This window comes from Acinetobacter kyonggiensis (genome assembly GCF_900107285.1).
Classification (GTDB): Bacteria; Pseudomonadota; Gammaproteobacteria; order Pseudomonadales; family Moraxellaceae; genus Acinetobacter; species Acinetobacter kyonggiensis.
In genome coordinates, this window is record NZ_FNPK01000011.1 from 70,035 (window position 1) to 94,360 (window position 24,326).

The 24,326-nt window shown below is 39.2% G+C and carries 24 protein-coding genes; 9 read left to right on the plus strand and 15 right to left on the minus strand.

The features are described from left to right. Nucleotides 1-19: 19 nt before the first annotated feature. A complete protein-coding gene (locus BLV99_RS10465) occupies nucleotides 20-1,186 on the minus strand; it encodes an ATP phosphoribosyltransferase regulatory subunit (protein ID WP_092690347.1) in 1,167 nt (388 codons plus the stop codon). A 231-nt stretch (nucleotides 1,187-1,417) separates the two neighbouring features. Then, nucleotides 1,418-1,873 carry an Lrp/AsnC family transcriptional regulator gene (locus BLV99_RS10470; RefSeq protein ID WP_092690349.1) on the minus strand — a complete coding sequence of 152 codons (456 nt, stop codon included), beginning with the start codon at nucleotides 1,871-1,873 and terminating at the stop codon, nucleotides 1,418-1,420. A 154-nt stretch (nucleotides 1,874-2,027) separates the two neighbouring features. On the opposite strand from BLV99_RS10470, the gene BLV99_RS10475 reads away from it, so the two are divergent. Both BLV99_RS10475 and BLV99_RS10480 read left to right on the plus strand, forming a co-directional pair. Next, nucleotides 2,028-2,774: an AzlC family ABC transporter permease gene (locus BLV99_RS10475; RefSeq protein ID WP_092690352.1), complete on the plus strand. Its 747-nt coding sequence runs from the start codon at nucleotides 2,028-2,030 to the stop codon at nucleotides 2,772-2,774. Next, a complete protein-coding gene (locus BLV99_RS10480; RefSeq protein ID WP_092690355.1) occupies nucleotides 2,771-3,070 on the plus strand; it encodes an AzlD family protein in 300 nt (99 codons plus the stop codon). Before BLV99_RS10475 ends, BLV99_RS10480 begins: the two co-directional genes overlap by 4 nt. A 26-nt stretch (nucleotides 3,071-3,096) precedes the next feature. On the opposite strand, the gene BLV99_RS10485 is transcribed toward BLV99_RS10480, so the two are convergent. Further along, complete coding sequence (locus tag BLV99_RS10485; RefSeq protein WP_086165732.1) at nucleotides 3,097-3,414, minus strand: hypothetical protein; 318 nt, start codon at nucleotides 3,412-3,414, stop codon at nucleotides 3,097-3,099. 292 nt (nucleotides 3,415-3,706) lie between these two features. Between BLV99_RS10485 and BLV99_RS10490 the strand changes: the two genes are divergently transcribed. Beyond that, nucleotides 3,707-4,237 (plus strand): hypothetical protein, encoded by a 531-nt coding sequence (locus tag BLV99_RS10490; protein WP_092690357.1) that lies wholly within the window; start codon nucleotides 3,707-3,709, stop codon nucleotides 4,235-4,237. A 61-nt stretch (nucleotides 4,238-4,298) separates the two neighbouring features. Here the strand turns inward: BLV99_RS10490 and BLV99_RS10495 are convergent, their stop codons facing one another. Then, nucleotides 4,299-5,321: a type I glyceraldehyde-3-phosphate dehydrogenase gene (locus BLV99_RS10495; protein WP_086184670.1), complete on the minus strand. Its 1,023-nt coding sequence runs from the start codon at nucleotides 5,319-5,321 to the stop codon at nucleotides 4,299-4,301. A 430-nt stretch (nucleotides 5,322-5,751) separates the two neighbouring features. Between BLV99_RS10495 and alaS the strand changes: the two genes are divergently transcribed. The 3 genes from alaS to csrA all read left to right on the plus strand — a co-directional run bounded on the left by alaS (nucleotide 5,752) and on the right by csrA (nucleotide 10,304). Next, nucleotides 5,752-8,445, plus strand: a complete 2,694-nt coding sequence (gene alaS / locus BLV99_RS10500) for an alanine--tRNA ligase (RefSeq protein WP_171259176.1) — start codon at nucleotides 5,752-5,754, stop codon at nucleotides 8,443-8,445. A gap of 66 nt (nucleotides 8,446-8,511) precedes the next feature. Next, nucleotides 8,512-9,792, plus strand: a complete 1,281-nt coding sequence (locus BLV99_RS10505) for an aspartate kinase (protein ID WP_086184672.1) — start codon at nucleotides 8,512-8,514, stop codon at nucleotides 9,790-9,792. Between the two features lie 248 nt (nucleotides 9,793-10,040). Then, entirely contained in the window at nucleotides 10,041-10,304 is a 264-nt protein-coding gene (csrA, locus tag BLV99_RS10510; protein ID WP_004648598.1) for a carbon storage regulator CsrA, read from the plus strand. A 58-nt stretch (nucleotides 10,305-10,362) separates the two neighbouring features. Here the strand turns inward: csrA and rnhB are convergent, their stop codons facing one another. Together rnhB and BLV99_RS10520 are read right to left on the minus strand one after the other, a co-directional pair. Further along, nucleotides 10,363-10,941 carry a ribonuclease HII gene (rnhB, locus tag BLV99_RS10515; protein ID WP_086184673.1) on the minus strand — a complete coding sequence of 193 codons (579 nt, stop codon included), beginning with the start codon at nucleotides 10,939-10,941 and terminating at the stop codon, nucleotides 10,363-10,365. A gap of 362 nt (nucleotides 10,942-11,303) precedes the next feature. Further along, on the minus strand, nucleotides 11,304-11,687 hold the full coding sequence (locus tag BLV99_RS10520) for a hypothetical protein (RefSeq protein WP_086184675.1): 384 nt from the start codon (nucleotides 11,685-11,687) through the stop codon (nucleotides 11,304-11,306). 224 nt (nucleotides 11,688-11,911) lie between these two features. Between BLV99_RS10520 and BLV99_RS10525 the strand changes: the two genes are divergently transcribed. Continuing rightward, on the plus strand, nucleotides 11,912-12,466 hold the full coding sequence (locus BLV99_RS10525; protein ID WP_086165739.1) for a cytochrome b: 555 nt from the start codon (nucleotides 11,912-11,914) through the stop codon (nucleotides 12,464-12,466). Nucleotides 12,467-12,535: 69 nt separating this feature from the next. Here the strand turns inward: BLV99_RS10525 and BLV99_RS10530 are convergent, their stop codons facing one another. The 5 genes from BLV99_RS10530 to yaaA all read right to left on the minus strand — a co-directional run bounded on the left by BLV99_RS10530 (nucleotide 12,536) and on the right by yaaA (nucleotide 17,073). Beyond that, complete coding sequence (locus BLV99_RS10530) at nucleotides 12,536-12,898, minus strand: hypothetical protein (protein ID WP_092690362.1); 363 nt, start codon at nucleotides 12,896-12,898, stop codon at nucleotides 12,536-12,538. An 81-nt stretch (nucleotides 12,899-12,979) separates the two neighbouring features. After that, on the minus strand, nucleotides 12,980-13,981 hold the full coding sequence (locus tag BLV99_RS10535; RefSeq protein WP_092690365.1) for an adenosine deaminase: 1,002 nt from the start codon (nucleotides 13,979-13,981) through the stop codon (nucleotides 12,980-12,982). A gap of 108 nt (nucleotides 13,982-14,089) precedes the next feature. After that, nucleotides 14,090-15,412, minus strand: a complete 1,323-nt coding sequence (locus BLV99_RS10540; protein ID WP_092690367.1) for an NCS2 family permease — start codon at nucleotides 15,410-15,412, stop codon at nucleotides 14,090-14,092. A gap of 369 nt (nucleotides 15,413-15,781) precedes the next feature. Further along, on the minus strand, nucleotides 15,782-16,015 hold the full coding sequence (locus BLV99_RS10545) for a hypothetical protein (protein ID WP_092690369.1): 234 nt from the start codon (nucleotides 16,013-16,015) through the stop codon (nucleotides 15,782-15,784). Nucleotides 16,016-16,293: 278 nt separating this feature from the next. After that, a complete protein-coding gene (yaaA, locus tag BLV99_RS10550; protein WP_092690372.1) occupies nucleotides 16,294-17,073 on the minus strand; it encodes a peroxide stress protein YaaA in 780 nt (259 codons plus the stop codon). Nucleotides 17,074-17,197: 124 nt separating this feature from the next. On the opposite strand from yaaA, the gene BLV99_RS10555 reads away from it, so the two are divergent. Next, the gene (locus BLV99_RS10555; protein ID WP_086184682.1) at nucleotides 17,198-17,824 is read left to right on the plus strand and encodes an alpha/beta hydrolase; all 627 of its coding nucleotides are present in this window, start codon (nucleotides 17,198-17,200) and stop codon (nucleotides 17,822-17,824) included. A gap of 474 nt (nucleotides 17,825-18,298) precedes the next feature. Next, complete coding sequence (locus BLV99_RS10560) at nucleotides 18,299-18,739, plus strand: DUF2147 domain-containing protein (RefSeq protein WP_092690375.1); 441 nt, start codon at nucleotides 18,299-18,301, stop codon at nucleotides 18,737-18,739. A 151-nt stretch (nucleotides 18,740-18,890) separates the two neighbouring features. Here the strand turns inward: BLV99_RS10560 and BLV99_RS10565 are convergent, their stop codons facing one another. The 4 genes from BLV99_RS10565 to pheA form a co-directional block, all read right to left on the minus strand. Continuing rightward, the gene (locus BLV99_RS10565; protein WP_092690377.1) at nucleotides 18,891-19,274 is read right to left on the minus strand and encodes a hypothetical protein; all 384 of its coding nucleotides are present in this window, start codon (nucleotides 19,272-19,274) and stop codon (nucleotides 18,891-18,893) included. A gap of 109 nt (nucleotides 19,275-19,383) precedes the next feature. Beyond that, the gene (locus BLV99_RS10570; protein WP_092690380.1) at nucleotides 19,384-21,630 is read right to left on the minus strand and encodes a bifunctional prephenate dehydrogenase/3-phosphoshikimate 1-carboxyvinyltransferase; all 2,247 of its coding nucleotides are present in this window, start codon (nucleotides 21,628-21,630) and stop codon (nucleotides 19,384-19,386) included. 3 nt (nucleotides 21,631-21,633) lie between these two features. Beyond that, nucleotides 21,634-22,740 carry a histidinol-phosphate transaminase gene (gene hisC, locus BLV99_RS10575; RefSeq protein ID WP_092690382.1) on the minus strand — a complete coding sequence of 369 codons (1,107 nt, stop codon included), beginning with the start codon at nucleotides 22,738-22,740 and terminating at the stop codon, nucleotides 21,634-21,636. Nucleotides 22,741-22,811: 71 nt separating this feature from the next. Next, nucleotides 22,812-23,921, minus strand: coding sequence for a prephenate dehydratase (gene pheA / locus BLV99_RS10580; protein WP_086165750.1), 1,110 nt, complete (start codon nucleotides 23,919-23,921; stop codon nucleotides 22,812-22,814). Nucleotides 23,922-24,326 lie beyond the last annotated feature (405 nt).

Here is a 24,326-nt window from a genome sequence, read left to right on the forward strand (position 1 = left end):
TTGAAACTAATTCATGTCATTAAATCTTTTCGACTTTCCACTCACCTGCCACATTCACCAATTGATGAGTTGCATGTGGTACTGAGTTTAAACTGTCATTTCCAAGTAACTGAATTACACCAAAGCCTTGTGTACGTGCATTCGAAATTGCTTCAAGCAAATCCATCGCTGTACCCTTCGGTGCAACCACTACATTTAAATCTGTAAATTGACCTGCACTTAAAGCATATAAGTCACAACTGAAACCTGTGGCAGGACGGGCACGACCAAAATGTTGACCAATGCCGTCATAGCGCCCACCTTGTGCCAGTGGAGCTGCACGGTTTGGTGCATACACTGCGTACATTAAACCCGTGTGATAATGGTATGAACGCAATTCGACAACATCAATACCAATGTGCAGATTTGGCCAACGTGATTGAATTTCAACTTGAGTCGTTTTCAATACATCAAAAGCGTGTTTAAATGCTTCATCCGCCAATATTTCAGCACTTAAATGTGTCTGTAATGCATCTAAATCACTTGAATAACGACCAAGCGTATAGAAATCTGAACCATATTTTAATTCTTGAGTAAACTCTGCCAGTTCAGGCAGTGCTTTACGTTGATACAAATCCGAAAGATGACTTTCAACAGCCTTGGTCAAACCCGCATGTTTAACTAAACTACGGAACAACCCAACATGCCCTAAATCTAAATGCGTACCTGCTGCCAAGCCTGCTTTTTCAATCAAGCTCAGCATGACATCAACCATTTCGACATCAGCATCAATGCTGTCTGAACCAAATAGTTCTGCACCCAATTGTAATGGTGAACGTGTGGTATTAAACCCTTGTGGTTTCGTATGTAAAACCGTTCCTGCATAGCAGTAACGAGCCACACCTTCTACTGGATGTACATGCGCATCAATACGAGCTACTTGTGGTGTCATATCGGCACGCACACCAAGTAAACGACCAGAAAGCTGATCGATCACTTTAAAAGTAGCTAAGTCTAAATCTTGATTCGATTCTGAAAGAGAAGATAGAGATTCTATGTATTCAATAAATGGCGTGTACACCAATTGATAACCTCGAGATGCGAGGAAATCTAGTGCGTCACGACGCAAAGTTTCAATCACTTGCGCCTGTTCGGGTAATACATCAGCTACACCATCAGGTAATAACCATGTCTCTGAAATGGGCATGTTGTAAACCTAAATTCTGTCAGCGCGGAACGAATCCGCATAAAAAAATCGGGAACACACCCGATTTCTCCTAGTCTAGCACGATAATTTTAGCTGTGCACCTGACTTTTTCAGAAAAAATGGCGAATACTTATTGTTTAATCGACATGAAATCATTCAAATTTATGAAATTATCAATCAATAGAAAATTCAATATCTAAGCCAAAACACAATCATACAGCAAGCAAGTGATCAGTCTAAAGGTAAGGCTGTTGTTTGTTTGACTTTTTGTAAAGGAATCTCAGTTTTGACATTTTGAATTCCTGCAATTTTATTTAAATGATGAATTTGAAACTGACGATAAGCCGCTAAGTCGGCAACCACAATTCTTAAAAAGAAATCACAATCCCCTGCCATAAGCTGACACTCCACCACCTCAGGCATATCATGCACAGCATCGACAAACTGGTTTACAGTTTCTGCATCTTGTCCTTTCAGCCAAATTCGTGCAAAAACCGTTAACGCAAGATTTACTTTTGTCGGATCAACCAAAGCCACATATTTTTCAATAACGCCATCATCTTCTAATTGTTTAATGCGCCGTAAACATGGCGATGCCGACAAACCCACGATTTGAGCCAGTTCATTATTTTGCAACTTCCCGTTGTGCTGTAAGGCTTTCAGTATGCGCTTATCAATATGATCCATCATTAATCACCAGAGCAGTAAATTTCAATTAAATATAATTTAACGCTATTTAATGCCATTTAAAACAAAAATCAAGCTAATTTAAGTGAAAAATACCCCATAAATCATCATAAAATACCTCCTACATTTAATTCATCCTATCAGGCCAAACCTTATGTCTACGTTAAAAAATATAACTCAAGATTTAACGTATTCTCAGGACTTTACTGAATTTAAACGTGGCATAAAAATATCAATTCCTATGCTATTGGGGATTATTCCCTTTGCTTTAGTACTTGGCGCACAAGCCACGCAAAAAGGCTTTTCTTTTATTGAAGTGCCTTTATTTACAGGTCTCAATTTTGCAGGCGGCTCAGAATTTGCCATTTTAGAATTGTGGACCAATCCACCCAATATTTTAATGCTGATGTTCATTACTTTTTTAGTGAATAGTCGTCATTTACTCATGGGTGCAAGCCTAGTTCCCTACCTAAGACATTTACCCAATAGACAGGTTTTCCCCGCTTTATTTTTTATGTGTGATGAAAGTTGGGCAGTTGCCTTGGCGGATGCACAAAAAAGACAAGCTCAGACGGGTATCAATCATGCCTTTAATCTGTCTTTTTACGCAGGTCTTTGTTTTGCTCTCTACCTCATGTGGGTTGGATTCACCGCATTAGGCGGCGCAATTGGCCCCATTTTAGGCGATGCCTCACGTTTTGGTTTTGACATGGCATTTCCCGCAGTATTTCTAGTGTTATTACGCAACATGTGGAAAGGTTTACACGCGGCACGACCATGGTTGGTCAGCTTAATCACGGCTGCGCTGGCATATTTATATTTACCCCAAGGTTGGCATGTCCCTATTGGAGCAATCGCGGGTATTGCGTCAGCCTATTGGTTGCTTGGAGATAAAGAATGATTCACTCAGCAACCCTGATTGCCATTTTATGTATTGCAATCACCACCTATTTGACACGTGTTTTAGGCTATGTCTTACTGAAAAATAAAACCCTCACAGCTCGCCAGAAACAAATCTTAGAAGTGGTTCCTGGCTGTGTGCTCATTTCAGTGATTGCACCTTATTTTGTCAAAGACAACCCTGCCGATTTACTGGCAATTGCGATTACACTGCTTGCAGCTTCACGTTTTTCCTTACTACCCACAGTGTTGATTAGCATGTTATCAGCAGCAGTTTTAAGGTTCGTGCTTATTTAAGCTGGTTTAAGCCTTAAAAACTGAAATTAAAGTGATGGTCTGTCAGACGAATTTGCCGCCTTTGCCAGCAACCCAACCAGTTCAGCATTGTGCAACTCGATCTGACTTAATTTAACCGTGGTTTTATCCAACATTTCTTGCTGAAGATGCATTTTTTTGGCCAAGTCCTGCATGATTTCCAAGGTCTTTTTTAAGTTTTCTTCTAAGTGAATGACTTTTTCTTCAAGTTTTTGATTAAGTTCAGTTTCACTTAGTACATCAGTTTGATTCTTTATTTGTACCCAAATTAAAAAAATCACAGCAATTGCTAAAAGCAGAATAAAACCCCATATAAATATCAACATGATATGCATTTCTCTTATCTTATTTAGTTGTTATTCACTATCATAACGAATTAATCATCTAAATTTTCAAAAATTCGTTTAAGTTCAGCAACTATTTTGATCTATCGAGCTAATTTCTAAATCACCAATGACACAGCCAACACATTCATTCAAAAAACACTTCCCAAATAACCACAATACATTGTATTTTTATTCATCAATAACGCTATATTCAGTTGTCATTTACACCGTTAAAAACAATCATTATTTATCAGCATTTTATGCTTTCAACATTTCGGGGTCTGCGCTCACTATGGAACTTCACAGTAATTTATACTTTAAGCATCCTAATCAAGAAATCATGAATAAATTAGATCGCCTTTTTCAAGAACATCAGGGCAATACTGAAATATTCAAACAAATTGCGACCACCATCAATCCAAACGAAGGTGAAGAACTTGCTCAAGATCTCATTGACCTAGTAGATCAGATTGAATATGACTTAGGACCAGAATCACTGTACCGTTTTGAAGGATATTCGATTGCTCACTTTGTGCATGGTTCATCGGGTGATGAATTCATGGAAGCCATTTTAAACTTCTTAAAAAGCTTAGTTTCTGACATCCACACCCAAGCTTGGGGTTGTGGTGATGATGACCCTTGGGAATTTTGGTTTAAATTTGAGGGTGATGAACTTATTCGTGAAGATGATGAACCCTTCAATGACCCTGATGAAGACCAACAGATCCAATCTTCCATATATGCATGGTGGCACAAAGACATGCCGAAAGAAATCCAAGAAGGCTTCTTAAACGATCCAAATTACATCAGTGAAGAAGAATAGTCTTTTTCTCAAACAGAGGCAGGTTAAAACATTTAATCTGCCTCTGTTTTTATATGGCTTGTTATGTAAATGATTCACACAAATCAAGCAAGCGATTGGCATAACCCCACTCGTTGTCATACCATGCAAAAACTTTGGCTTGATGCCCAACCACCATAGTTTGATTCAGATCGACCACCAACGAATAGGGAGAATGGTTAAAGTCCGATGAAACTAAGGGTTCATCTGTCACATCCATAATTTCAGCATAATCATGACGTGCTGACTTGACCAAAACTTCATTAATTTTATGTACTGTAACATGCGATTGCGAAATAAACGTTAAGTCGATGGCTGCCACATTAATGGTCGGTACACGAATAGAATAACCATCAATACGATCTGCCATTTTTGGCATCACACTTTTCAAAGCCCCCAAAGCAGACGAAGTAGTTGGAATAATGTTTTGCCCAGAAGCACGCGCACGACGTAAATCACGATGAGCATGATCCAATACCGATTGATCTGCTGTGACGGCATGAATTTCCGTCATGAGTGCAGTATCAATACCAAATGCATCATCAATGATTTTAACCAGTGGAACCAAGGCTTGTGTGGTACACGATACGCTGGAAATAATTTGATCCGTGCTTTTCACTTCATGATGGTTGACACCATAAACAATCGCTGCATCTACACTATCAAAAGGAGCTGCGCCAATAATGACCCGCCTCGCTCCTGCTGTAATATGTTTTGTCGCAGCTTCACGAGAACGAAATAAACCCGTACATTCAAGTACAACATCAATATTTAAATCATGCCAAGGCAATAATTCTGGATTTTCTTGGCAAAAGACCTTTACTTTTAATTGCGCCAAACCCGCCGAAATATGCAAAAAAATCTGTTCATTTTCCCATAACACTTCAACTTTACCTTTAAAGCGCCCATGGGTTGTATCGTATTTAAATAAATGAATTAAAGTCTCTACATCTGCAACATCATTAATCGCCACAATGTCAAAATGAAAATCTTTAGGATTTTCAAACCAAGCACGTAATACATTGCGACCAATTCGCCCGAAACCATTAATGGCTACTCGTTGCATTAGATATCCTTAACTCTTGGGTAGATGTAAATACTTGTATATGTTAATGGATTTCGACTGAATATCGATACCATTTCTTCACATCTATTGATGAATATTGCGCTCCAATCACCCTGACTTTAATTTTGATGTCATTTTTTCACAAATCAAGATCAAAGAAAGCAAGCTAAAAACATTGACCAAGCTGTGCATTAAATTTTGACGATAACGGCTCTAGATCAATTAACTCTTAGATTTACATCAAAAAGCTCAGGACAACGATTCTATAGAATTGTCATTAATTCACCTTAAAGTGATTGGTGCATACAGCTTTTTCCGTTATAATTTGGCGTTTTAAAATTTTAAGCCCAGTATACTGAGGCAGCTATTCTTAAATGAATTTGCTCGGTTATGCTATTAGCCAATACGAAATATATGGAGTGACTTGGTTGTGAGTACTCGTTTTATGACATCAGCTGAAATTCGTGAAGCATTTTTGCGTTACTTTGAATCGCAAGGGCATACACGTGTCGCGTCGAGTTCACTAGTACCCGCCAACGACCCGACTTTACTGTTCACCAATGCCGGGATGAACCAGTTTAAAGACTGCTTCCTTGGTTTGGAAAAACGTGATTATGTTCGTGCAACATCTTCACAAAAATGTGTACGTGCCGGTGGTAAACACAACGACTTAGACAATGTCGGTTATACAGCACGTCACCATACTTTCTTTGAAATGTTAGGTAACTTCTCTTTTGGCGATTACTTTAAACGTGATGCGATCAAATTTGCATGGGAATTCCTTACTAGTGAAAAATGGTTAGCACTGCCTAAAGATAAACTCTATGCCACTGTTTACCATACCGATGACGAAGCATTTGACATCTGGAACAAAGAAATTGGCTTAGATGCCAGCCGTATTATTCGTATTGGTGACAACAAAGGCGGTCAATACGCATCCGATAATTTCTGGGCAATGGGTGATACAGGTCCTTGTGGTCCTTGTTCTGAAATTTTCTTTGATCATGGCGACCACATCTGGGGTGGCCTACCAGGCACACCTGAAGAAGATGGCGACCGTTTCATTGAAATCTGGAACAACGTATTCATGCAGTTTAATCGTACTGCTGATGGCGTATTACATGCATTACCTGCTCCATCTGTAGATACAGGTATGGGCTTAGAACGTATTTCTGCGGTTTTACAACACGTCAATTCAAACTACGAAATCGACTTGTTCCAAAACTTGCTTAAATCTGCTGCGCAAATCATTGGTTTAGACACTGCGGCACTGGAAACTGAAGCTGCGGCAAACAACACACCCGTTAACTACCCTGCATCTTTAAAAGTGGTTGCCGACCATGCACGTTCATGTTGCTTCCTCATTGCTGATGGCGTAAACCCATCCAATGAAGGTCGTGGTTATGTACTACGCCGTATTATTCGTCGTGCAGTACGTCATGGCAATAAACTCGGTGCAACAGGTTCATTCTTCTACAAAATGCTTCAACCACTTGTTGATGTGATGGGTATTGCTTATCCAGAACTTGAAGCAAATAAAGCACGTATTGAAGCTTTATTGTTAAAAGAAGAAGAACAATTCGCCAAAACACTTGAGCAAGGTTTGAAATTGCTTGAAGGTGAACTTGCGAACCTAAAAGGTTCAGTCATTCCAGGTGCAGTTGTCTTTAAACTTTACGATACCTACGGCTTCCCTGCTGACTTAACAGCTGATATTGCACGCGAACGTGATTTAACGATTGACGAAGCTGGCTTTGAAGTTGAAATGGCTGCACAACGTCAACGCGCACGTGATGCGGGTAAATTTGCAATCGACTACAACAGCATTGTCAATGTTGAAGGCGAAACTCAATTTGACGGTTATGATGCAACCCATGGTCAAGGTCAAATTATTGCGATCTATAAAGATGGCGAGCAAGTTACTGAAGTGAATGAAGGCGATGAAGCACTGATCGTACTGAACCAAACGCCTTTCTATGCAGAAAGCGGTGGTCAAATCGGTGATACTGGCTTATTCAAAAATGAGACAGGTATTTTTGAAGTTCAAGATACCAAAAAATCTGGTGGTGCATTCGTCCATCAAGGTATCGTAACGATGGGTAGCTTAAAAGCAACTCAGTCTGTTGACGCAATCGTTAAAGCCGATATTCGTGAAGCCACTGCACGTAACCACTCTGCAACGCATTTGTTACATGCTGCTCTACGTCAAGTACTCGGTGCTCATGTACAGCAAAAAGGTTCATTGGTTGCCAGCGATATCTTACGTTTCGACTTTGCCAACGATCAACCAGTCACTTTCGAACAACTTCAACAAGTTGAACGCATTGTAAACCGTGAAGTGATTGCCAACACAGCCGTTTCTACCGAATTGTTAGACATCGAATCGGCCCAAGAAAAAGGCGCAATGATGTTGTTTGGCGAAAAATATGGTGACGAAGTTCGCGTACTTTCTATGGGTTCAATGGTTGAAGATAAAAACTTCTCGATCGAACTCTGTGGTGGTATTCACGTCAAACGTACTGGTGATATCGGTCTGTTTAAAATCACTTCTGAAGGTGGTGTCGCAGCGGGTGTACGTCGTATTGAAGCTGTGACAGGTACAAAAGCAGTTGAAGTGATTCAAAAAGCAGATTCAGACATTCAACAGATCAATGGCTTATTGAAAGCGCAAAAAGATCAAACGGTTGAAAAAGTTGAAGCGACGGTTGAAACAGCACATCAATTGCAAAAGCACATTGAACAACTGAACCAAAAATTAGCAAACTTCCAAGCAGCTGAACTTTTAAGCCAAGTTCAAACTATTGCTGGTCGTTCAACTTTAATCACCACTGTGCAAGGTATGGATGCGAAATCGCTACGTAACTTACATGATGGGGTAAAATCTAAATTAGACAATGCAGTGATTGTGCTTGCTGGCATTGAAGGCGACAAAGTCAGCCTCCTTGCTTCGGTCGCAAAAGATTTCACTGCAAACATTAAAGCAGGTGACATTATCAAACACTTGAGCCAAGAACTTGGTGGTAAAGGTGGTGGTAAACCTGACTTGGCACAAGGTGGCGCGCCACTTAACGAGAAGTTTGCATCAGTGATAGCAGGTTTAACTGCTTGGCTTGAAGCAAAATAAGACTTCACTTTTTGTGTAACTGATCCTGAAAAGGTAATTCAGGATCATGGCTTTTATGGAACAACTATGGCATTAATCGTTCAAAAATATGGCGGTACCTCAATGGGTACTCCCGAGCGCATTTTAAATGTTGCTCGTCGTGTAAAGCGTTGGCATGACCACGGTCACAAGGTTGTAGTGGTTGTCTCAGCCATGAGTGGCGAAACCAATCGCCTACTTGCTTTAGCGAAAGCCATTACCGAAACCCCTGATCCACGTGAACTCGACCAAATGGTCTCTACTGGGGAACAGGTAACGATTTCTATGTTGGCGATGGCGCTTAATTCTATTGGCGTTGAAGCTAAGTCTCTAACAGGTCGCCAAGTTGGCATTAAAACTGACAGTGCTTTCACCAAAGCGCGTATCGAAGCAATTGATACTGACGTTTTAACTGATCATTTAAATGCCGGACGTGTACTCGTTGTTGCTGGCTTCCAAGGTTTTGATGATCTTGGTAACACCACTACTCTAGGGCGTGGCGGTTCAGATACTTCAGGTGTTGCGATTGCTGCTGCACTAAAAGCAGATGAATGCCAAATCTATACAGATGTAGATGGTGTGTATACCACCGATCCACGTGTTGCACCTAAAGCGAAAAAAGTAGATCGTATTTCTTTTGAAGAAATGCTTGAAATGGCATCTTTGGGTTCTAAAGTTCTTCAAATTCGTTCAGTTGAATTTGCAGGCAAGTATCAAGTGCCTTTGCGTGTATTATCAAGTTTTGATAATGACAATGATGGCGCATTTGACGAAGACTTTAAACAAAACGTCGGCACTCTTATTACTACTGAATTGGAAGACAACATGGAACAGCCAATTATCTCTGGTATCGCATTTAACCGTGACGAAGCAAAATTAACCATTCTAGGTGTACCTGATGAACCAGGTATTGCATCTAAAATTTTATGCCCAATTGGTGATGCCAACATTGAAGTGGATATGATTATCCAAAATGTTGAAGAAGATGGTACAACTGATTTTACTTTCACGGTTAACCGCGGTGAATTGAAAAAAGCCACAGCCATTTTAGAAGATACAGCACAAAAAATTGGTGCGCGTGAAGTCGCAACCCGTGATGATATTGTCAAAGTATCAATCGTGGGTGTAGGTATGCGTTCACATGCAGGTGTTGCAAGCAAAATGTTTACTGCTCTGGCTGAAGAAGGCATTAACATTTTGATGATTTCGACTTCAGAAATTAAGATTTCTGTGATCATTGAAGAAAACTATTTAGAACTCGCAGTTCGTACACTACATACTGCTTTCGGTTTAGACCGAGAACATGGCGAATCAAGCGTACGCGCATAATTTGCACCTAACAAAAATTGTCATTGTTAGACAGTTTTTGAAAAACAACACAAAAAAGCAGAGCCACTATAGTTTTTCTTATAGTGGCTCTGTTATATTAGCCCTAAGGTTTTAAGAAAATTTTAACAAAACTGCATCTTGGGTAATGTTCCTGACATTGCTTTGTTAAAATTTTCTTTTGATATTTAAGGTTGTGTTTTGTTCATTTTAGATCAATTGCAGGTTTAGCATTTTGCAAGGAGATAAACATGCTGATTCTGACTAGACGTGTCGGAGAAACATTAATGATTGGGGACCAAGTCAGTGTAACTGTACTTGGGGTTAAAGGAAATCAAGTTCGTATTGGTGTAAATGCTCCAAAAGAAGTATCAGTTCACCGTGAAGAAATTTACCAACGTATTCAACATGAACGCGCTATGCATGAACATCTTCAACATCTCGATCAAGATTATCAACCTTCGTTTGAAGAAGATAATTTCACACAGAATACCCAGAATAACTTTAATCGTTAAACATTAAATGTTTTCCCCTAAAGCGGCTTTACTAAGCCGCTTTAAATTTATCTAAAGCTTAGTTTTGCTCAAGCAAAGCTAACGCTTTTTTTACAGGTGCATAACTACGACGGTGTTGATCAATCACACCATGTTCTGCAATCGCTTCAAAATGTGCTTTGGTTGGATAGCCTTTGTGTTTCGCAAATCCAAATTGTGGATATTGCACATCCAGCTCAACCATATCGCGGTCTCGCGTTACTTTCGCCAAAATACTGGCAGCTGAAATTTCCGCATGCAAGGCATCCCCACCAACAATCGCATCACAGCTCATCATCAAGCCTTGTGGGACTTTATTTCCATCTACCAGCACATGCTCAGGTGAAATACTTAAAGCCTCCACAGCACGGCGCATCGCCAACAATGATGCTTGAAGAATATTAATTTCATCAATTTCTGTATGACTTGCTTCAGCAATTGCCCAAGCCAATGCTTTTTCTTGTATTTCTACAAATAATTTTTCACGTTTTTTTTCAGAGAGTTTTTTAGAATCATTTAAACCTTCAATTGGGTTATTGGGATCTAAAATAACCGCAGCAGCAACCACAGAACCGACAAGTGGGCCACGCCCCGCTTCATCTACACCAGCAATTTTCATCACTTCATCTACCTATAAAAAAAAAGAGGCTGAACACGTCAGCCTCATTATGAGGGTCTGTTGATATTTCACAGATGCTTGCGACATGAGCCTATACGGCGCAAGATGTTTAGACGGTACAAGGCATGTTTTGCGAAATTTAGTCATTCTAAATGATGAGCAGTGACTAAAGCTGCGCAAGATAACGCAGTAGCGGCAAAAATATCCCTGTCCCGTAGGGTTATCACTAAAACTACCCCAAACTTCGTTATGAAATTTAACAAGGGGGTCACCATTGTCTGCATTTCATGCCTTGTTTGCGTTGTTTTAGCGAATAACGCAATGCATGGCTGAAATATCAACAGACCCTTCTTTATGAACAATTATTTCACTGCTTCAGCAACGCAAGCATTAATGGTTTTAGTCACAGCATTGGTAACAATCGTGTTACGTGCTGCGGGATCAATAGCAGCAGTTGCTAAATCTACAGCTGTAACGCTCTGTGGTGCTTTTTCACTAACACAACCACAAATTTCAGACTGAATATTTTGTTTTTGCGTTGCTGTCATCAATTTCGTTGCGGTTTGCCATGCAGCAGTATTATTTAACTCTGTTGTGCATTTTGCATTAATGGCAATTTTAAGTGCCGTATTGCCAAGTTGCTGAGTTGTTGATTGCATGCCTGTTGTACCCATTGTTGTGTTCGTTGAAACACACGCGGTTAGAGCTAAAGTCAAAGGTACAAGTACAGCAATTAATTTTTTCACAGTTTAATATCCTAAGTTCTAAAATAGATTGCGCGTATTTTGCCGAATCTTTGATACAGAAGAAACGTATATTTCATTGCAATTCCAAGCGCACTTACTATCTGGCTAAAAACAATACAGCTTTCAGCGTTTCAAGAATTATACGCTTTGTTCTATATTCAAGGTTTTTAAATGACTGTAATTTGATTAGCATAGTTAAACTAAAAATCACATGTTGGTACAACATGCAACGCACTTCACAATACTATACGCGCACAGCACAAATGCTACATTGGCTCATGGCCATCATTTTCATTGCAGCATGGTTGATTGGTTTCTATAGTGGCAATTTTTTAAGCTATGATGTTGATGGCAGCTTTAAAGGTCAAGTTATTACCCTGCATAAAAATATCGCGACAACGATTATATTCCTCGTGTTAATTCGTTTGTTTTGGCGCTATACCCATCCTGCTCCGCAGCTCCCAGACAGCATGTCACCTATGATGAAAGTCTTGGCACATCTTGGACATTTGGCCTTATATTTAATGTTATTGGCTTTACCCATTACAGGTTGTTTGTTTAGTTGGAGTGCTGGACATCCCGCACCCGTTTTATATTTATTTGAAATACCACGTCTGGTTCAAGACAATCCTGATATTTTAGCAATTGTTAAACCCGTCCATATTTATTTATCTTGGTTTGCTGGCTTTCTGGTCATCGGCCATATTGCAGCAGCGTTAAAACATCATTTTATCGACAAAGATAATATTTTACGCAGTATGACTCGACAAGATAAATAGCGCATTAAAACCCAACATCAAAAAAGCCACATCAGCTATATAGCGATGTGGCTTTTTTGCGATTAAAACTTAGTTAAGCGCTTCTTGAGCACAGCCCTTAACACTATTCAATACCGCTTGTTTAATCAGACTATTTTTTGCAGATTCACTGACTGATGCCAAAGCCAAGTCTTTGGCTGAAATATTATTCAGTGCATGATCGCTCACACAAGCACAGATTTGTTTTTGCAAACCCGTTTGGCGTTCTGCACTCATAAAAAATGCAGCCGATTGCCAAATTTTTGAATCATTTAATTCACTTTTACAACTTTGCTCTAATACTGGCTTGAGCATTTTCTGTGTTAAAGAATAATCTTGATTGATCGCAAAAACTGACATCGAACCAATCACTAAACCTGCGACTAATATCCAACAAAGACTCTTTTTCACCATCAAACCTAATTTTCAACCTTCATAATTTAGTAGATCAATCGATTGATCCACTAAATAAAGCAGTACATTTTCAAATATAAATTACACTAAGGCATCAATTTGCTGTGTCCATTTTTGTTTTTCAGCTTCAGAAATAAAAGAAGCCTCAAACGAATTTTTAGCCAAATGTTTCAGTTCATCATTAGATAAATCTAAAGCTTCAGCAATGGCAATGAAATTATCATTCATGTATCCACCAAAATAAGATGGATCATCTGAATTTACCGTGACATGCACCCCTTTTTGCAATAAACGACGGATATTGTGCTGCGCCATATCATCAACCACACACAGCTTTAAATTGCTTAAAGGACACACGGTTAAAGGCATTTTTTCATGAATTAACCGCTGCATTAATTCAGAATCTTCTTCTGAACGTACACCGTGGTCAATACGGTTTACTTTTAGTAAATCTAAGGCTTCCCAAACATATTCAGCTGGACCTTCTTCACCCGCATGTGCCACCACCAAGAAACCTGCTTCACGAGCTTTGGCAAAAACACGTTCAAACTTAGCAGGTGGATGTCCCACTTCACTAGAATCTAAACCCACCGCAATAATTTGATCTTTAAATGGTAGTGCTTGTTCTAAGGTTTTAAATGCCGCTTCTTCACTTAAATGACGTAAGAAACACATGATTAAATGCGAGCTAATACCTAGTTTGGCTTTTGCATCATCACAAGCACGTTGCAAACCATTTAATACGGTTGCAAATGCTACACCACGATCGGTATGGGTTTGAGGGTCAAAGAACATTTCTGTGTGCGTCACATGATCGGCATGACATTTTTCGAAATAAGCCCATGCTAAATCATAAAAATCTTGTTCGAGTACTAAAACATTTGCACCGGCATAATAAATATCGAGAAAAGATTGTAGATTATGAAAATTATAGGCCTGCTTTACTTCTTCAACCGACTTATAAGGAATATCAATTTGATTACGCTGAGCGATTTCAAACATCAACTCAGGCTCAAACGTCCCTTCAATATGTACATGTAATTCTGCTTTTGGCAAAGCACGGATGAGCTCAAGTCTATTCATACCTTAATCCTTAAAAATAAAAAAAGGTGCAAACTTGAGTTTACACCCTAAGGCGTGTGGAACATTCATCAATGCAAGTTCAACACGCTGTGCTGTAAATTTGGAATATTAACCGCCAAATAATACGAATTTCAATGCCCAAAGTACGGCAACAATCCACACCATATAAGGTACAGTTTTCGCTTTACCAGTGAATAGTTTGATTAGCGCATAGCTAATAAAACCCATCGCAATACCATCTGCAATTGAGTATGTGAATGGCATAAATACAATGGTTAAAAAGGCAGGAACCGCTTCAGTGATATCATCCCATTCAATATGAACAATACCTTGAATCATTAATACCCCTACAAATAACAATGCAGGTGCTGTAGCAAAACTTGGCACTGATTGCGCAAGTGGTGCTAAAAAGAGGCATAACAAGAACATAATGCCCACAACAACAGCCGTTAAACCCGTACGACCACCAGCCGCAACACCAGCAGATGACTCAATATAAGGCGTAGTTGAAGACGTACCCAAAGCAGCACCCGCAACAATTGCAGTTGAGTCAGCAAAAAGTGCTTTTTTCAAACGAGGTAATTTACCATCTACCAACAAACCTGCACGGTGTGAAACCCCAACCAATGTCCCTGTTGAGTCAAACAAATCGACCAAGAAGAAGACAAAAATTACTCCCACCAAACTTGCAGTGAATAAACCCTCAAAATCCATTTGCATAAATGTTGGCGCAATTGATGGCACTTGACCGACAACACCATGGAATTGGTTATAACCCAATATTGTTGAAATAGCCGTCACTGCTAAAATACTAATAATAATTGCACCACGCACTTTAAACTGATGCATGACCACAACCATTAAGAAACCAAGCAAGGCAAGAATAACCGAAGGTTGTTTTAAATCCCCCAAACCGACTAAAGTTGCAGGATTAGCAACAATAATACCGGCATTTTTTAGCGCAACCAGTGCAAGGAACATTCCAATACCACCACCAATCGCCAGTTTTAATGACATTGGGATCGCGTTGACAATTGCCTCTCGGATTTTAAACATACTGATGAAAATAAACACCAAACCTGATACAAACACAGCAGCAAGTGCCGTTTGCCAAGGCACGCCCATACCCATACATACAGAATAGGTAAAGTAAGCATTTAGCCCCATACCCGGTGCCAGTGCAATTGGATAATTTGCAACAAGCCCCATAACCAAACAACCGATTGCGGCTGCAAGACAAGTTGCGACAAACACAGCCCCATGATCCATCCCTGTTTCGGATAAAATCATTGGATTAACAATAATGATGTAACACATTGTTAAAAAAGTAGTTACACCAGCAAGAACTTCGGTACGAAAATTGGTTTTGTTTTCGCTCAACTTAAATAAACGTTCAAGCATATTCTCTGAAGATGGACTAGGAGTCGTCATGACTTCACCCCTGTAAGTAAACTTTATGCAATCAGCACGCTACAAAATTAATGATCCGTCTAATACAAATCATCATTAATTTTGTAGATGTTTAAGCAATGGATATGCCAATATTTCCATTTAAAAACAAGTATATTGAACAATTCTTCATTCCAGCCCAAATAGCCAAATGACAAAAATTGTAAACAAAAAAGCCGCATAACTTTTATGCAGCTCAATTAATTCAAAAAAATCAAATACTTAATTAATAAACAATATGATTCAAATATGGTCGGGGCAAATTATAACACAATGATTTTTTATTGTTTCTAAAATTTATTTTCAATTAAAATTCAATAGGATATTAGTTTAGTCCGTTAAACTCATCGTCTAGTCTTTAGTGGACTGGCCAACCAATTGAACTAAAGGTTTTGTCTTTACGTCTTTACTTTCAGTATTGTGAATAAAAAAATTAGGATTAGAGTCGATTACACTGAGTGACTGATGAGCGTCATAAATCAACTGATCAACTTCATTCTTTTTTTTACGTTGAGCATCCTGATAAACATAATATCCCAATAGCACAACAATAAGAATAAAGACTGGAATGAGTAATTTTTTCATAACAAAATTTTATTATTTTAAAAACTTTTCATTATAATAACAAAAAACAACACAAAAAGGTGATATGAAACACATTTTTTAAATATTTTAATATCCATTAAAGCGACTAATAAAAAAAATTGTATAGATGATCCTTATCAAACCAAATAGCTGTTCAGCGCGCCCCTTTCATCTCTGTACACTTATAACTTCCACGCTTTTCAAGCAATTCATTAAATTTCACATAAATAAAAAATCCTGAACAATGTCAGGATTTTTTCTGTCTTTAAAAAACCAACTTAAACTACTTTTTCATCACGTTTAAAAACTAACTCACCCTGAAGTGAACTCTTAGCATCAAAATAATAACCATCAACATTAAATGATTTTAAGTCTTCAACTTTACTTAACTGATTCTCAATCATATATCGAGCCATCAAGCCACGCGCTTTTTTAGCATAAAAACTAATGACTTTATATTTGCCATTTTTTTGATCTAAAAACACAGGCTTAATGATTTCAGCTTTAAGTTTGCGTTCATGCACTGATTTATAGTATTCATCCGAAGCAATATTGACCAATAATTCTGAATTGGCTTGTTCCAAATCATCATTTATTAAACTGGTAATTTTATCCCCCCAAAATTCATAGAGGTTATGACCCCGTGAATTATGTAATTTTGTGCCCATTTCTAAACGATATGGCATCATCAAATCCAAAGGACGTAATAAACCATACAAGCCAGATAACATGCGCAAATGCTTTTGTGCATATTCAAGTTTTTGATCATTTAGGTTGTATGCATCTAAACCCGTATAAACATCACCTTTAAACGCAAATAAAGCCTGACGTGCATTAGAAAAATTAAAGTCTGATTGCCAGTCATGAAAGCGATCTACATTCAATTTGGCAATCTTTTCACTGACACTCATTAAATTGGCGATATCTGTGGCAGACAGTTTACGACTTACGTCTATAAGTTGTTGTGAATGTTCCAGCAATCTTGGTAAAGTATGTAAATCGGTAGGAAGTGCAGATTCATAATCTAAAGTCTTAGCAGGAGAAATTAAGGCGAGCATGGACAACCTGATCAAAAAATAATTAAACAGACTATAACAGTAGACTTATTTTATTTCCAATTTGTGTTTTTACTGAACATTATCGGTAAAATAGGCGATTCTCCTGTTATTAGTCGGTTGTAATATGTCCGAGCAAATTTTCATTCAAGGTCCTGTAGGTCAAATTGAAGTTTTTGTTGATTATCCACAGGGTGAAGTGAAAGGATTCGCGGTTGTATGCCACCCTCATCCATTACAAGGCGGTACACCACAGCATAAAGTGCCAACACTTCTTGCTCAAATGTTTGTTGAGCGTGGTTGTATTGTATACCGACCTAGTTTCCGTGGTTCAGGTCAAAGTACCGGTGTCCATAATGAAGGCTTTGGTGAAACGGATGATATTCTAGAAGTAATTAGACAGATGCGTTGCAAACATATTGGCCTGCCTTTTTATGCTGGCGGCTTTAGTTTTGGAGCGCACGTGATGGCTAAAAGTTATCATGCTCTTCCTGATGAAATCAAACCTAAACAATTAATTTTATGTGGTTTACCGACTGCAACTGTTGCTGGCTTGCGTCATTATGTAACCCCCGAAATTAAAGGTGATATTTTATTTATTCACGGTGAAGGTGATGAAGTTACTTTATTGTCAGACTTGATCGCTTGGGCAAAACCTCAACGTCACTTATTGACGATCTTGCCTAGTGCGAACCATTTCTTTACTGGCTATTTAAAACAATTGCGTATTGCAATTTCTCGTTTTTTAATTTAACTGGCTTAAATTAACATTTAAAGTGCAATACTATGCTCTTGAAATAACACCTGACTCGGACTCTTAAATCCGAGTCTTTTTTTGCGCAATAGCTCCAATCTATATAGATCTTTGCAAGATATTCATCAGGGTGATGTGGGCTAAACGCCTTTACCCATGTCTGCTATGATTGTTTTTAATTGATAGAAAATAAAGACCTATACCGATTTTAAAGGCAACTTATTCAGAGCCCTACTGGATAAATAAATATTACCCTACCTTAAACCAAGTGTCAGGCCAGATCATATAAATATTAAAAATATGCCTTCGTGAACCAACTTATGAACTTGCTAAGCAAAATGCTATATCAATTCACATCTTTGCAAAATTAATTCTATTGCACTTCATTTGAGAATCTAAGAATTATATAATCAAATACTTAGCCAAGTACGGCTTAAGATGTTCGGAAACATTTTTAATAGTTAGAGGGATATTATGAAAACTATTTTTGGGATAATTTGCATCGTTTTATTCAGTTCATCAGCCATTGCAGAAAATATTGTAGGTACATGGCGTTATATGGATGATAAAACAGGTGAAGCTAAGGGATTAGTCAAAATTGAGCAGCAAGCCAATGGAACATACGCAGGTACAGCACTCAAAGCAACACCACGTGCTGGCTACATACCGAAAGAGTTTTGTACTAATTGTCCTGCACCCTACACCAACAAGCCCATCATAGGTATGCAGGTTATTTCTGGATTACAAACTGAAGATCAAATGAATTATACAAATGGGAAAATCATTGATCCTGTTTCAGGAAAAGTTTACCGCCTTAAAGGCAGAGTCAGCGCAAATGGCAAAAAATTATTTCTTCGCGGATATATGGGAGTATCCGCTGTAGGTCGTAACCAGACTTGGCTACGTGTGGAATAAAATATAAGTCCTGAGCTACCAACACAGCACTGTTTTGTTCGTAGCTCAAACTATGCAAGACCAATAAACCCTTATCATTTCAAATTCAAAAATGGCAGCTATAGGTGTCAACAATATCTTCCCTTCCAAGCTTCAAAGTTACCTTTTTTTGCTAAAGATGGTCCTTCCATTCAAATTCACTAAAAGCTTCATCTTGTTTTAATGTATTTTCAACCGCTTGCGCCAGCTGATTCAACAAACTCTGCTCTGTAATGCGGTCTAACCAATCCTGATCCTCATCTGGATGCGAGGTAATTTCACAGACCAAATGACCACCCTGATCATGCCCTTGGCAAGTAATTGACAGTGGCAAGGAATGATTATCTACACTGACTGCAACATGGTCGCCACTTTGTGACAAAGTCTGAAAACCATATTCGCCCAATTCTTTAGACAAAAGATCGGCAACATATTCTTGAGTCACATGACGATCACCAGCCTGCAATGAAGCATGATTATGTTTTTCACAGTTTGCTGTAAATTGTAATTTTCTCATCGATGTATCCAAAGGCATTCTTATTGTATGGTTTTAGAATAAGCAATAAAAACAAAACAGCCAAGCAAAAGCTTGGCTATTGTCTAACAAACGTACAAAACTAGACTAATTATTCACTCACTTGAATCGCTAAACCTGCTTGATTCGCAAGTTCAGTGAAGGTAGGAAAACTGGTTGCCACAGTTTCTGTACCAACAATTTTAATTTCGCCTGAAGTACGTAAACCCGCCATACTAAAACTCATCGCAATACGGTGATCATGATGCGATTCAATTTCACCACCCGTGAAGATTGTAGACCAATCGCCTGACTTACCTTTACCTTCAATAATGATGCCATCATCCGTTGGTGTACAGTCAATGCCCATGGTTTTCAAACCATCTGCCATAACTTGAATACGATCAGATTCTTTAACGCGAAGTTCAGCAGCACCGGTCAAAATGGTTTGACCTTCAGCACATGCTGCGGCAACAAAGAGCGCTGGGAATTCATCAATTGCCAATGGCACTTGGTCTTCAGGCATATGAATGCCTTTAAGCGTACGAGAGCCTTTGATACGAATGTCTGCAATCGGTTCACCACCTGCAATACGTTCGTTTTCAACCGTCAAGTCCGCACCCATTTGTTTCAGGATTTCAATTACACCAGTACGCGTTGGGTTAATTCCAACCGCCTCTAAAGTCACATCTGAACCTTCGGTAATGGCAGCTCCCACCATAAAGAATGCCGCAGATGAAATATCTGATGGCACCTGAATTTCAGTCGCAATAAGCTTACCGCCACCTTGTAATGAAATGCGATTACCTTCAGTTTTTACTTCATAACCAAATGCACGTAACATACGTTCTGTATGGTCACGTGTTGGTTCAGGTTCCGTCACTGACGTTTCACCGCTTGCCCAAAGCCCCGCCAATAGAATGCCAGATTTCACTTGCGCAGATGCCATCGGCAAATCGTAATGAATACCTTGAAGGTTTTGACTCCCTGTAATCGATACTGGTGGTGTACCGCGTTCACCTGTGGTTTGAATTTGCGCACCCATTTCACGTAAAGGTTTAGCAATACGTTCCATTGGACGTTTAGACAGTGATGCATCACCCGTCATTACAGAATCAAACTTTTGCGCAGACAACATGCCTGAAAGTAAACGCATTGATGTACCAGAGTTACCCATATACAAAGCACTTGCAGGTGCTTTTAAGCCATTAATGCCGACACCATGAATAGTGACTTCACCATTTTTTGGCCCTTCAATACTCACGCCCATATCACGGAATGCTTGCAAAGTTGCCAGCGCATCTTCACCTTCCAAGAAACCTGTAACATGGGTTGTGCCTTCTGCAATCGCACCAAACATGATGGAGCGATGTGACACAGATTTGTCACCAGGCACGGTAAATTTACCTTGGAAATTTTGAGAACCTGGCAAAATGGTAAATTGTTGTGTCACTTTATTTTTCTCCATCAAGGGTTGTTTGGCGAGCATGTGATTGAAGTGTTGTCGTGCAGCCTGTGCATGCCCCAACACCCCCATTAATGCCTGTGAGTTTTCATCTTCAATCAGTTTACGTAATATTGCGAGTTGCTTTTCGAAGCCATCGACTGCATTTAAAATCGCTTTTTTATTGGCAAAAAAGATGTCATGCCACATTTGCGGATCACTGGCAGCTATGCGTGAAAAGTCACGAAAACCACCTGCTGCATAACGAAAGATATCAAAATTATCTTCACGATTGGCAAGCTGTTCAACCAAATTAAATGCCATCAAATGTGGAAGATGACTGGTATGTGCAAGGACTTCATCATGTTTATCGACATCCATACAAATCACATCAGCTTTAGCCGCTTGCCATAATTGTGTCAGTTTTTCTACCGCCCAATCAGCGCTGGTCGGTAGAGGCGTCAAAATCACTTTATGATTGGCAAACAAATCCACCTTACCGGCATGTACACCTGTGTGTTCAGCCCCAGCAATCGGATGCCCCGGAACAAAACCTTCTGGAAGGTTTTCACCATATACCGCTTTTGCAGCATCTACTACATTGCCTTTGGTACTACCCACATCGGTGATGATGGTGGTCGCAGAAAGATAAGGCTTGATCATTTCAAGTACTTTTTCTGTCGCACGAACAGGTAAGGCTAAAACGACTAAATCGGCACCTTGGACGGCATCAACAGGATTACTATATCCCGCTTGAATCAATCCAAGTGCTTTCGCATCATCCAATGTTTTTTGCGAACGTGTTGATGCAACAATTTGCTTTGCTAAATTTTCAGCGATAATCACACGCGCTAGACTTGAACCAATCAACCCAAGTCCAATAAATGCAACTTTTTCAAATAGAGGCTTGGACATCACTTAAGCTTTTCCCTCTACAGCATTGCTTGCTAAATCAAGTACCTTCGCAAGTGCGCTAAGGAATTTAGCATTTTCAGTTTCAGTACCAATAGACACACGCAGATGATTTGCAATTCCGACAGGACGTACAATCACCCCCTCTTTTAACAAAGCATTGAACGTTTGTGCAGCATCGGCCTGAACATCAACCAAAATAAAGTTCGCACGTGATGCCACATAGCCCAAGCCAAGGGATTGAAAACCTTGCTCTAATTGATTCATACCCGCTTTATTAACAACACGTGATTGCTCAATAAAGTCTTCATCCTTCAGTGCAGCAACAGCAGCTACCATAGCAAGATGATTCACATTAAAGGGCTGACGAATACGGTTTAAAAAATCAGTGACTTGTTTTGATGCCAGTGCAAAACCCACACGCAGGGCTGCCAAACCATAACATTTAGACAATGTACGACTGACGATAATATTTGGATAGTGTGCTAAAAATTTTAAGCTATTGAAGTTTTCTGGAAAATATTCCACATACGCTTCATCGAGTACCACAATCACACTTGCAGGTACTTTCTGCATAAATGCTTCAAATTCAGCTTCTTCAAACCAAGTCCCCGTTGGGTTATTTGGATTGGCAATAAAAATAAGTTTGGTGTTATATTGAATTGCAGCAGCCATGGCATCTAAATCATGTGCAAAGCCTTTTGCAGGAACTTCAATCGCTTGTGCATTTATCGCTTGTGTCACCAAAGCATAAACAGCAAATGCATGTTGGCTATACACCACAGAATCTTTTTCTGCAACGAATGCACGAGCAAACATTTCCAATAAGTCGTTTGAACCATTACCCAAAGTAATACAGTCAGCAGTCACACCAAATTGCGCACAAATTTGATCTTTTAAAATAAAACCGCCACCGTCTGGATAGCGACCAATTTCTGCCAATTCAGCAGCCACTGCTTGTTTGACCCGATCAGAACAGCCCAATGGATTCTCATTCGATGCCAATTTGACGATATCGGTAATCCCTAACTCACGCTCAAGCTCACTAATTGGCTTACCCGGTTGATAAGGTTTTAACTTTGAGATGCCTTCATTGGCAGGGACAAACGACATGTTACTCTTCCAATTGTTTCAAGTGATAAAAGTGGTTAACTTCAAATTAAAATTAACCACCAAATAGCGATTTACAATACCGCGATCGGATATGAACCTAATACTCGGACTTCTTTCACCAACGGACGAATTTCTTCAATTGCCGCTTTGACATTGTCTTGCTCCACATGACCTTCTAAATCAATGAAGAATACATAAGCCCATTTTTCAGGTAGTGCAGGACGGGTTTCAATGCTGGTTAAGCTAATATGATGTTTTGCAAAGGGTGCAAGAATTTCAAGCAATGCACCGGCACGATCATGTGCTGAAATCAGTAATGAGGTTTTATCATTGCCGCTTTGCGGTACTTTTTCACGACCAATCACCAAGAAACGTGTGGTATTTTCCGGATTATCTTCAATATTGCCATGTAGAATTTCTAATTCATAAATATTGGCAGCCACATCAGATGCAATTGCTGCTGAATGCCATTCATTGCGAATTCGACGTGCCGCTTCAGCATTTGAACTTAAAGCAACGCGCTCTACACCCGGATAATGTGCATCTAACCATTTACGACATTGCGCCAAAGTTTGTTGATGCGCATAAATTTGTTTAATGCTGTCTTTACGGGTATTTGCAGAAACTAAAAATTGGTGATGAATACGCAATTCAACTTCACCAATCACATTTAAATGCGATGATTTAAAACAATCTAAAGTATGGTTGACCACCCCTTCAGAAGAGTTCTCCACTGGCACTAAACCGTAATGAGCACTCCCCGCTTCCACTTCACGAAAGACTTCATCAATAGTTGGAAGTGGACGAACAATCGCGTCCTGACCAAAGTGCTTCAGCACAGCTGAATGTGTATAAGTACCCACTGGACCTAAAAATGCAATACTTTGTGGTGCTTCAAGTGCCAGACAAGCCGACATGATTTCGCGAAATAGACGCGCCATGGTCACATCAGACAATGGCCCTTCGTTGCGCTCCATAACATTACGCAAAACTTGTGCTTCACGTTCAGGACGGTAAAACATTGGATTCTCTTCAGAAGCAAACTTTGCTTTTGCTACCGCTTCTGCGAGTTTCGCTCGGCGGTTGATAAGCTGTTGAATCTGCTGATCAACTGAGTCAATATCCTCACGAATCTGAGCAAGGTCAAGAGAAGTCTTTGTGTTTTGATCGTCGTTGATCATTGTTATGTCGCCCTTCAAAAACATTATGCAAACAGTATAACAATAGTTAGCTTTCAAATGTTACGCAATAAGACTTTGATTGATTCAGCCTTAAAAACATACAGTTGATTTAATCAGCAATTTTATTGTCTATGATTTTGCAATAAATTCTTAAAATTAATGACCTTTTGCCAATTTTCCACAAATTACACTACAGTTGTACATTTTCAGCCTTGCGCAACCAAGGTGAATTTTATGCTATTTGGTCGAATATATTGATCTTTTTTTGCGAATAACATCATATTTTAAAACGCTTAATATCAATATTTTTGCACCCTGCTTTTTTACTATTTATCTGGGTCATTGGCAGATTAAATCATTGCCAAAAATAAACATTTGCTTGATGTTTGAAGACAAATGTCTGGA